This window comes from Synechococcus sp. HJ21-Hayes, from assembly GCF_024345835.1.
In the GTDB taxonomy this organism is placed as follows: domain Bacteria; phylum Cyanobacteriota; class Cyanobacteriia; order PCC-6307; family Cyanobiaceae; genus Vulcanococcus.
This window is the reverse complement of record NZ_JAGQBW010000016.1, coordinates 59,988-66,868: the sequence shown is the minus strand read 5'-3', so window position 1 is coordinate 66,868 and position 6,881 is coordinate 59,988. Positions and strand designations below refer to the sequence as shown.

Sequence of the window (6,881 nt, the reverse complement as noted above, 5' to 3'; positions counted from 1 at the left end):
GGAAGTACCAGAGGTGGCCGTCCACCTCCTTCATCTCCACCTCCAGATCGCTCACCGCCGATCCCGAGGCGGGGCACCAGTTCACCAGGTATTCGCCCCGGTAGATCAACCCCTGCTCGTGCAAGCGGTTGAAGGCCTCGATCACAGCGGCGCTGCAGCCGGCATCGAGGGTGAAGCGCTCCCGCTGCCAGTCCACCGAGTAGCCCAGGCGGCGCAGCTGGCCCACGATCGTGCCGCCGCTCTCGGCCTTCCAGGCCCAGGCTTTCTCCAGGAAGGCCTCGCGGCCCAGATCTTCTTTCCGTTTGCCCTCAGCCTTGAGCTGCTTTTCGAGAATCGTCTGCACGGCGATCGAGGCATGATCCGTGCCGGGCAGGCACAACACGTTTTTGCCCTGCAGGCGCTGGAAGCGCACGATCGTGTCGATCAGGGCCGTGTTGAAGGCGTGGCCCATGTGCAGGCTGCCGGTCACGTTCGGCGGCGGGATCACCACCGAGAACGGCTCACCGGGGGCCTTGGGGTCGGGATGGAAGGCACCGCTGCTCTCCCAGGCCTGCTGCCAGCGGCTCTCGGTGCCGGCCGGGTCGTAGGTCTTGGGCAGGCCTGCGGCCGGATCGGTGGTGGGCAGGGAAGCCTCGGTCACGGGCAGGGCAGGGGCAGTGAGCCCATGCTCTCAAACGCCTGCCGCCAGGCGCTGGAGATAGGCCTCCCGGGTGCCGGCGTTGATCCAGCCGGTGGCAATCGTCTTGCTGTGCTCGTGGCTCACTCGGCCGCGGTGGATGTGGGACAGCCCCGCCGGAAACAGCAGGAGCTTGCCCCGCTCGGCCGGCTCGTGGTGCTCCTGCCAGTGAAACTCGGTGCCACCCTCCGGCACGTCATGGGCATAGAGGATCCAGGCCAGCACCCGGGCCTGGGGCTCCGTGGCCTCATCGCTGATCGTCCAATCGCAGTGCCAGCTCTTGAAGCCCTCGCCGGGGGCATAGCGCTGCAGGTTGAAGATGGGATTCACGAACAGCTGCTGGTCCGGGCAGCACTGGCGAAACAGGGGCCGCTCCTGCAGGTAGCGCTCCAGCGCAGCACTCACCCCCCGCACGATCACCTCCGCCAGGGCAAAGGCCTCCGGATCCGAACGGTCAATGGCCACCAGGCTGATGTCCGTGGACACCTTGGCGGGCTCGGCGTCCGGACCCGCTCCAGGGCCAAAGGCCACCCCCGGGGTGTGCAGATCAGGCCGCCGCTCGAAGAAGGCCATCACCCCATCGGCCAGGGCCTCAAAGCCGGCATTGCGGTAGGCGGCAATCAGGCGCATGGCTCACTCCAGGGGATGGCAACAACCGACTCCAGGCTCTGCCAGCGGGAGCGATCCGCCGCCACGCGGCCCTGGAGGCCCACGCGCTCGAGGGCCTGGGCCACACCGTCGAGCTCCAGGGGACCCGAGGGCCCCACGGGCATCACCAGCACCTGCTGCTCGGCCGGATCCGCCATCACCTGCAGATCGAGATCCTCCAGCACCCGCTCGAAGAAGATCCGGCGCAGGCGCCCCGTGAGCACCGGCCCCAGGGCCACCGCAAAGGCCTCCAGGCCTTCACGGTCGCCACTACAGCCGCAATTCAGCGCGAGCCAGATCAGCAGCTTGGCCCAGCTCTCGCTGGTCCACAGCGGTGGAAAGCTCTCGCGGTGCTGGCGCACCAGCTCGCCAATGGCGAAGTCGAACAGGGTGGCCTGCAGCGCCACCGGGTCAGGGGTTGCACTCCTCATACCTGCCATCCTCCACACCGGCGGGCAGACTGCGGAGGCACGTGCACGCGCCACCCATGGCCCTGGACTTCAACGATCCGGATCTGGAGTTTGCGGATCTGGTCTATGCGTACCAGAGCTGGGTGATGGCCGTCATCAACGACGAGAAGCTGGGCGGTGAGGACACCCTGCTCACCGACGAGATCACCGAGGACGCCCTCAACGCCATGCGTTTCCTGCCCGGCGAGGTGACCTCCGCCATCGAAACGAGCCTGGCCCGCGTCTACGACGTAGATGCCGACGAACTGGCGGCCCTGCTGTTCCCAGAAGACTGAACCAGCCAGACACCTACATCCTCGGCACCCACGGCGAAGAGCTGGAGCGGCTGCGCTTTCAGCATCAGCTGTGGCAGCCGATCGCCCGCGCCGCCTGGGAGCGGGCAGACCTCCGGCCAGGCCAGCGGGTGCTGGATCTTGGAGCCGGTCCCGGCTTTGCCGCCCAGGACCTGGCCCGCGCCGTGGGCCCCAGCGGCCGGGTGCTGGGCCTGGAGCTGAGTGGTGACTACGTGGCCACAGGCCAGGCCCTGGCCCGGGCGGAAGGGCTGGAGCAGCTGGAACTCCGTCAACACAACCTGCTCGAGGATCCGCTGCCGCAGGAGGCCTTCCACCTGGTGTGGTGCCGCTGGGTGGCCATGTTTCTGCCGCGGGTGGAGCCCCTACTCGATCAGCTGCCCCAGGCCCTGCAGCCCGGTGGTCAGGCCCTGTTCCATGAATACATGCACTGGGACAGCTTCGGGCTCCACCCAGGCGGTGCCGCCATCCGGCGCTTTGGCGCAGCCGTGCAGCACAGCTTTCTGCAGGCGGGTGGCGACCCGGACATCAACCGGCGACTGCCCTCCCTACTGGCGGCGCGGGGCCTGCAGATCGCCGAACTCCGCCCTCTGCCGGTGGTAGGCCGCAGCGGGTCGATGGCCGCCCAATGGCTGGAGGCCTTCGTGGGCGTCTACAGCCTGCAACTGCAGCGGCTGGGGCTATGGACCAGCGCCGATGCCCAGGCAGCGGACGCTGAGATCGAGGCCAGCCGCCATGACCCCGGGAGCTACTGGGTGGGGCCCACGGTGCTGGAGCTGATGGCGACACGATGGGAGCACTGACGCTGCCCTGCCGTGGTGTGGACCGAGGCTGACATCCCCGACCAGAGCGGGCGCCTAGCCCTGGTAACCGGCGCCAACAGCGGCCTGGGCCTGGAAACAGCCCGCGCCCTCGCCGCCAGGGGCGCCCGGGTGTTGCTGGCCTGCCGCGATCCCGAGCGGGGCGAGCAGGCTCGCCAGGCCCTGTTGCCGATCGCCAGCGCTGGCATCGAGGTGTTGGCCATGGATCTGGCCGATCTCGCCAGCGTGGCCCGCGCCGCTGAACAGGTGGCCACGGACCACGGCCAGCTCGACCTGCTGATCAACAACGCCGGGGTCATGGCTCCACCCAGGCAACTGAGCCGCCAGGGCTATGAGCTGCAATTCGCCGTGAATCACCTGGGCCACTTCGCCCTCACCCAGGCACTGCTGCCCTTGTTGAAGGCACGTGCTGGGGCGCGGGTGGTGCACGTGAGTTCCGGTGCGCACTACTTCGGCCGCATCACCTTCGACGACCTGCAGGGGGAACGGCGCTACGACGCCTGGGCCGCCTATGCCCAGAGCAAACTCGCCAACGTGATGACGGCACTGGAGCTGCAACAGCAGCTGGAAGCCAGCGGCAGCACTGTGCTGTCCGTGGCCGCCCATCCGGGCCTGGCCCGCACCAACCTGCAGCCCACCTCCGTGGCCGCCCGAGGCTCCCGGCTGGAAGGACTCGCCTACCGCTTGATGGATCCGCTGTTCCAGAACGCGGCCATGGGGGCCCTGCCCCAGCTGTATGCCGCCACCGCCTCGGATGTGCAGGGCGGGGAGTTCTTCGGGCCCGGTGGCCTCGGGAACCTCAAGGGCCATCCGGTGCGCTGCCGCCTCGCGGCGTCCGCCCGCGATGCGGCCCAACGCCAGCGACTGTGGCAGCTCAGCGAGCAGCTGAGCCATGAGGAGCTCGATCAGCCATAGCGCTCACCTACGAACACCCTCAAACATCACCGCCAGGGCCCACCTGATCAGGCTTCACGCCCGCATGTTCAGCGCGTGAGAAGGATGCCCGGTGCCGGTTTCGAACCAGCGACATCCTGCTTGTAAGGCAGGCGCTCTACCGCTGAGCTAACCGGGCGATTGCGCCATTCTGCAGCCACACCGCCCCCGCATGTCCATGGCCAGCGGACGCCATCACGACCGGGCCACCTGGCTACTGGCCTTGCCCTTCGGTCTGCTGTGGTGGCCGTGGCAGGGCCTGCTGGGAACCGCCGTGGGAACCCTGGCCTTTCTGCTGGGGGGGCTGCTGCTCTCGCCTGATCTCGATACCCGCTCCAATCCCACCCGCCGCTGGGGGCCGCTGCGGCTGCTGTGGTGGCCCTACCGCCGGCTGCTGCGCCACCGCTCCCTGCTGTCCCACACGCCGTTGATCGGCACGGCGGGGCGCCTGCTCTACCTGGGGGGCCTGCTCCTGGGGCTCTGCTGGCTGCTACACCCCTTGGGTGCCCCGTCCCTCGGGGCCCTGCAAGAGAGAGGCCTGACGCTCTGGCTGCAGCAACGCCCCTTGCTGCTCACGGCCCTGGTGGGCCTGGAAGCAAGCGCCTGGCTGCACTTGCTTCAGGACGGTGACCCCATGCCCAAAACCCCGCGCCTGCTGCGGCGTCGCAGCCGCCGCCGCCACCACAACGTGAGAAGGTGACCGGCCAGCCCAGCCCGCAAGGCTCTGCCGCCATGAGCGCCATTCCCGATCCCACCCTGGCGGCCCTGGCGGAGCTGAAGGCCGTGGTGGCCCGCCTAAGGGATCCCGAGGGCGGCTGCCCCTGGGACCTGGAGCAAACCCATGCCTCCCTGGTGCCCTACGTGCTGGAGGAGGCCCATGAGGTGGCCGATGCCATTCGCCACGGCAACGATCAGCAGCTGAGCGAGGAGCTGGGCGATCTGTTGCTGCAGGTGATGTTGCACGCCCAGATCGCCAGCGAAGCCGGACGCTTCGACCTGACCGAGATCAGCCGCGGCATCAGCAGCAAACTGATACGACGCCACCCGCATGTGTTCGCCGGCGCCGAGGCAGCCGACAGCACCGCCGTGAAGGAGGTGTGGGAGGCGATCAAAGGCCAGGAGCAGGCCGAACGCGAGGCAGCCAGCACCGCATCCGCCGCCCCAGCCTCCGCCAGCCCCCTCAGCGACCGCCTGGCGAGCAAGGTGCGCGGCCAGCCCGCCCTTACCGGCGCCATGACGATCTCCACGAAGGCCGCCGCGGCCGGCTTTGAGTGGGACACCATGGCCGGCGTGTGGGACAAGGTGCACGAGGAGCTCGATGAGCTCAAGGAGGCCGTGGCCAGCGGCAACCAGGCCCATGCCCAGGAAGAGCTTGGCGATCTGCTGTTCACCCTGGTGAACGTGGCCCGCTGGTGCGGCATCGACCCGGAAGCCGGCCTGGCCGGCACCAACCGCCGCTTCCTCGATCGCTTCTCCCGCGTGGAGGCGGCCCTAGGGGGCGAGCTGGGGGGCCGCTCGATCGGCGAACTGGAGGGCTTGTGGCAGCAGGCCAAGGCCGACATCAGAGCTGAAGATGCCCAACGGCGAGGCGGCTGAGCCCTCGCAACAACACCCTCCTACCCCTCAATCCTCCGGCAGCTGAACCCGGCCGCTGCGCTGGCCCTTGATGGCGCTGCGCTGCTTTTTGGCCGCCAGGCGCCGTTCCTTGGAGCCCCGGGTGGGCTTGGTGGGCCGCCGCGGTGGTGGTGGCGGCTGGAGCGCCTCCTGCAGCAGCTCCACCAGGCGCCGCTGGGCCGCCACCCGGTTCTGCCATTGGGAGCGGTGCTCGCTGGCGGCGATCACGATCGTCCCATCCACCAGCTTCCCCTGCAGCCGCCGCAACGCCCGCGCCTGCAGCACCGGCGGCAGAGCCGCCGAAGCCGCCAGATCAAACACCAACTCCACCCGCGAATCCGTGGTGTTCACGTTCTGGCCGCCGGGGCCAGACGATCGCGAAAAGCGCCAGGCCAGCTCCGCCGCCGGAATCAGCACCGCCGGGCTCACCCGCAGATCCGCCGTGGGACGCTCGCCCGCCATCTCCTCTGCTCCGTCCATTCAGCCTGTCACGGGCAACACACCGGCGATGCGCAAGGCTGGAGAGAGCCAGCTTGCGTGCCATGGGCGACTCCGCCACCCCAGCCCCCAGCCCCGGCTGGATCGACGAGATCTTCGACGGCGTGCGCTACGGCCTGGAGGGCACGGTGATCGCCGAGCAGGATTCGCCCTTCCAGCGCGTCACGATCATCGACAGCGCGCGCTACGGCAAGGGCCTGCTGCTTGATGGCTGCTGGATGACGGCCGAGCGCCAGGAGCGCCACTACCACGAGGCGATCGTGCATCCGGCCCTCTGCAGCGCGGCGAGCATCGAGCGGGTGCTGGTGATCGGCGGCGGCGATGGCGGCACCGCGCGCGAATGCCTGCGCCACGCCGGCGTACAGCACCTCGACATGGTGGAGATCGACGGCCTGGTGGTGGAGTGGAGCCAGCAGTACCTGCCCTCCATCGGCGGCGGCGCCTGGAGTGATCCCCGCTTCCACCTCACCGTGGGCGATGGCATCGCCTGGGCAGCGGGTGCCCCGGACGCCAGCTACGACGTGGTGATCGTGGACGGCTCCGACCCGGCTGGCCCGGCTGAGGGCCTGTTCAACCGCGCCTTCTTTGAACAGTGCCGCCGCATCCTGCGGCCCGGCGGCGTGTTCGCCACCCAGAGCGAATCACCCGAGGCCTTCCGCCAGGTGCACCTCGACACGGTGAAGCTGATCCGCGAGGTGTTCGGCCACGCCGATCCGATGTATGGCTGGGTGCCCATGTACCCCAGCGGCTGGTGGAGCTGGACGTTCGCCGCCAGCGACGGCCGTCGGTACCTGCAACCGGATCCCGCCCGCGCCGCGGCCGTGGTCGCTGGCTCCGAAATCTGGAGTCCCCGCTGGCAGCGCGGCGCCTTCGACGCCATCCCCGCCGGCATCGAGCGCGCCCTCAACGCCTGATTCCCTCCACCCTCACC

10 protein-coding genes and 1 tRNA gene are annotated in these 6,881 nt (G+C 69.2%); 6 read left to right on the top strand and 5 right to left on the bottom strand.

Going from position 1 to position 6,881, the window contains the following annotated elements:
* From KBZ14_RS12505 to KBZ14_RS12495, 3 genes are all read right to left on the bottom strand, one after another.
* Positions 1-640, bottom strand: a 640-nt coding sequence (locus KBZ14_RS12505) for a class I tRNA ligase family protein (protein ID WP_255118668.1), incomplete at its 3' end; no start/stop codon positions are given.
* 30 nt (positions 641-670) lie between these two features.
* Positions 671-1,306 carry a 2OG-Fe(II) oxygenase gene (locus KBZ14_RS12500; RefSeq protein ID WP_255118667.1) on the bottom strand — a complete coding sequence of 212 codons (636 nt, stop codon included), beginning with the start codon at positions 1,304-1,306 and terminating at the stop codon, positions 671-673.
* Complete coding sequence (locus tag KBZ14_RS12495) at positions 1,297-1,755, bottom strand: protein phosphatase (protein ID WP_255118666.1); 459 nt, start codon at positions 1,753-1,755, stop codon at positions 1,297-1,299. Before KBZ14_RS12495 ends, KBZ14_RS12500 begins: the two co-directional genes overlap by 10 nt.
* A gap of 56 nt (positions 1,756-1,811) precedes the next feature.
* On the opposite strand from KBZ14_RS12495, the gene KBZ14_RS12490 reads away from it, so the two are divergent.
* The 3 genes from KBZ14_RS12490 to KBZ14_RS12480 are packed head-to-tail and all read left to right on the top strand — an operon-like array spanning position 1,812 to position 3,820.
* Positions 1,812-2,069, top strand: a complete 258-nt coding sequence (locus KBZ14_RS12490) for a hypothetical protein (RefSeq protein ID WP_255118676.1) — start codon at positions 1,812-1,814, stop codon at positions 2,067-2,069.
* Positions 2,066-2,887 carry a methyltransferase domain-containing protein gene (locus KBZ14_RS12485; RefSeq protein WP_255118675.1) on the top strand — a complete coding sequence of 274 codons (822 nt, stop codon included), beginning with the start codon at positions 2,066-2,068 and terminating at the stop codon, positions 2,885-2,887. Before KBZ14_RS12490 ends, KBZ14_RS12485 begins: the two co-directional genes overlap by 4 nt.
* A gap of 12 nt (positions 2,888-2,899) precedes the next feature.
* Positions 2,900-3,820 (top strand): oxidoreductase, encoded by a 921-nt coding sequence (locus tag KBZ14_RS12480; RefSeq protein ID WP_255118665.1) that lies wholly within the window; start codon positions 2,900-2,902, stop codon positions 3,818-3,820.
* 85 nt (positions 3,821-3,905) lie between these two features.
* Here the strand turns inward: KBZ14_RS12480 and KBZ14_RS12475 are convergent.
* Positions 3,906-3,977 (bottom strand) — tRNA-Val (locus KBZ14_RS12475).
* 39 nt (positions 3,978-4,016) lie between these two features.
* Here KBZ14_RS12475 and KBZ14_RS12470 point away from each other — a divergent pair.
* Both KBZ14_RS12470 and mazG read left to right on the top strand, forming a co-directional pair.
* On the top strand, positions 4,017-4,538 hold the full coding sequence (locus KBZ14_RS12470) for a DUF2227 family putative metal-binding protein (protein WP_255118664.1): 522 nt from the start codon (positions 4,017-4,019) through the stop codon (positions 4,536-4,538).
* Positions 4,539-4,570: 32 nt separating this feature from the next.
* On the top strand, positions 4,571-5,434 hold the full coding sequence (gene mazG, locus KBZ14_RS12465; protein WP_255118663.1) for a nucleoside triphosphate pyrophosphohydrolase: 864 nt from the start codon (positions 4,571-4,573) through the stop codon (positions 5,432-5,434).
* Positions 5,435-5,461: 27 nt separating this feature from the next.
* Here the strand turns inward: mazG and arfB are convergent, their stop codons facing one another.
* Complete coding sequence (arfB, locus tag KBZ14_RS12460; RefSeq protein ID WP_255118662.1) at positions 5,462-5,914, bottom strand: alternative ribosome rescue aminoacyl-tRNA hydrolase ArfB; 453 nt, start codon at positions 5,912-5,914, stop codon at positions 5,462-5,464.
* A gap of 80 nt (positions 5,915-5,994) precedes the next feature.
* On the opposite strand from arfB, the gene speE reads away from it, so the two are divergent.
* Positions 5,995-6,864 (top strand): polyamine aminopropyltransferase, encoded by an 870-nt coding sequence (gene speE / locus KBZ14_RS12455; RefSeq protein WP_255118661.1) that lies wholly within the window; start codon positions 5,995-5,997, stop codon positions 6,862-6,864.
* Positions 6,865-6,881 lie beyond the last annotated feature (17 nt).